This is a genomic window from Alcaligenes sp. Marseille-Q7550 (genome assembly GCF_965112015.1).
In genome coordinates this window covers 1-2145 of the sequence record NZ_CBCOPU010000010.1, presented here as the reverse complement: position 1 = coordinate 2145, position 2145 = coordinate 1, and the positions used below count along the sequence as shown (strand labels likewise).

1 pseudogene is annotated in these 2145 nt (G+C 61.0%); it reads right to left on the bottom strand.

Annotated features, from left to right (window positions below):
- A pseudogene (locus tag ACWPWO_RS18675) lies at window positions 1-2145 on the bottom strand (autotransporter outer membrane beta-barrel domain-containing protein); the annotation flags it as partial.

Here is a 2145-nt window from a genome sequence, read left to right as displayed (position 1 = left end):
GCGGTCAGCCGATCGAAGTCGCCTTGGGTTTGAGTTGCCTGGAATACCTGGTCCTGGCTCAGGGTCCAGCCGTCCGTATACCAGTCGGGCTGCAGTTGTATCTTCAGTTCGCCGGCCAACTCGGCCAAGCCACGGATTTCGATGTGGTCCTTCTGGTGAGTGTTGGCGTCGATCACAATGCGGCCTTGGGGACCCTGAATGAAGTGGCCCGTGATGGTCATCTGACCAAATGAGTCGTCCGGCTTGGACATCTGGCCGGTGGAGTTACCGGGGCTGAGCGTGCCGTAATTGGCGAACCTGTCTTCGGGATTGATGGCGTAGGAACTGTTGCCGCCCAGCGTGGCGCCGGGGTCCACGCGCAGACCATACAGCACGTGCCGGCCATTGAGCGAGGTTGTTCCGCCGGCGATGACCACGGCCAGGTTGTCGCCGCCCTGGATGTTGCCCTCGTAGTACAGGTGGAAGTCGGGGTCGGCCTGCAAGGTGGCCCGCCCTTGCGCATCGGCTTTCTGGCCGAAGCTCAGGCGCGTCAGGCGCAGTTCGCCGTCTTCATCGCGCGAGGAGTAATTGGACAGGATGTCGCCCTGGAGACTGGCGCCTTGCATGACGTGGATGTTCCGCACCCAGGCGTTGTCCGAGATCTGGATGGCCGCCTTGCGGCCCGAGAGCGGACCGGACAGGTCATAGTTGCTGACCAGCGCGCCTTGCAGGATTTCGGGCGGGGTCTGGTACTGGCCGTTGATCTTCCATAGCCACGAACCACGATAGTCGGCTTCGTCGCCCGATGCATTATGCCCGAAGTCGAACAGGGCGCCCACGCCGTCCTGTCCCTCGGCGCGCACCTCGCCCTGCTGCACGATATTGTGGTGGCGCCCGTAGCTGAACTGCAGGCCGCGGCCGTACCAGCCGTGGGCGTGGATGCGCGTGGCCTGGGGGATGATCAATGTGTTTTCGCTGCCGTCCACGCGCACGCCACCCCCGCCGGGGCCGGCGCTGAGCAGGTCGGCGGCCTGAGTGATGGTGTTGCGCTCGCCATAGATGTGCAGTCCCAGGCCCTGGGTGGCCTGGTTGTACTGGCCGGGCAGGTAGGCCGTGCCCTCGGCGTTGCGCGCGAAGAACCCGTTATTGTTGGTCAGCGTGACGTCGTTGCCGTAGACCGAATAGCCGAAAAAATTGCGTCGGTCGATGTCCAGGCCCAGATCCTGCAGGACGGCTATTTCCGCTTCCATGAAGGTCGTGTAGTTGCGGTAGTCCTGATGACTTGTCAAACCGTTGCGCAATTCGATGTTGCTCAAGTAGTTCGTATCTACACCGGCCTGTGGTGCATTGTGGTTGATCAGGATGCTGACGGGGACGCCTGGCATGGCGCCGTCGAGCACTTCTTGCACGTGCTGTCCGGTGAAGTAGCCCTGGTCCTTGCGCAGGTCGAAGGCGTTAGGATCGTAGGGGTTGTTGCAGGGGACGCAAAGTATGGCCTGGAGTGGCTTGGCCGGGTTGCCATTGTCGTCGCGCAAGCCGGCCGTCCAGCGGGTCAAGTAGGAGAAGAAGTAAGGCGTGGCAGTGCCCGGGCCGTACAAATCGAAGATTCTCTTCGTAATGCCCATTGCATGGCCCAGTTCGTTGAATATGGTGGCGGTGTAGTCAAACTGGCCCGTCAGAGGAAGCTGGCTGGGCGTGCCGGGCGCGGTATCGAACGGTAATGGGCCTACGCTGATCACGGCCTGCGCTTGGTGGAACTCGCTTTCTTTCAGCTGATTCGACAAGGCCGCTTGCAAAGCAGTTATGGCCAGGAAGTTCGGATCGCTCTTGTCTGAGGTATCAATGCTGTAGACACCGGCGTTGGCGTCGTCATACGTGCCCAGATTGATGATGGCCGGCCGGTAGCCTGGCTTCAGCGTCAGCATTTCCGCCCAGCGCTCGAGCGCCGCGCGGATTTTGCGGCGGCCGTTTTCATCGATGGCGAAGGTGGATTCACGGCTGCCTATGTTGCTGATGTCGTAGACGCCGTCGCCGGGGTTGTAGATGCGAAACTCGAAGACCGCCTCGCCCTTTTTGTTGTAGATGGTTTCGCTTTGATAGGCATGCGTATTGGCCGAGGCCAGGGCAAGCAAGGCAATGCTGAATATGGCTTTGATCTTGAAGTCC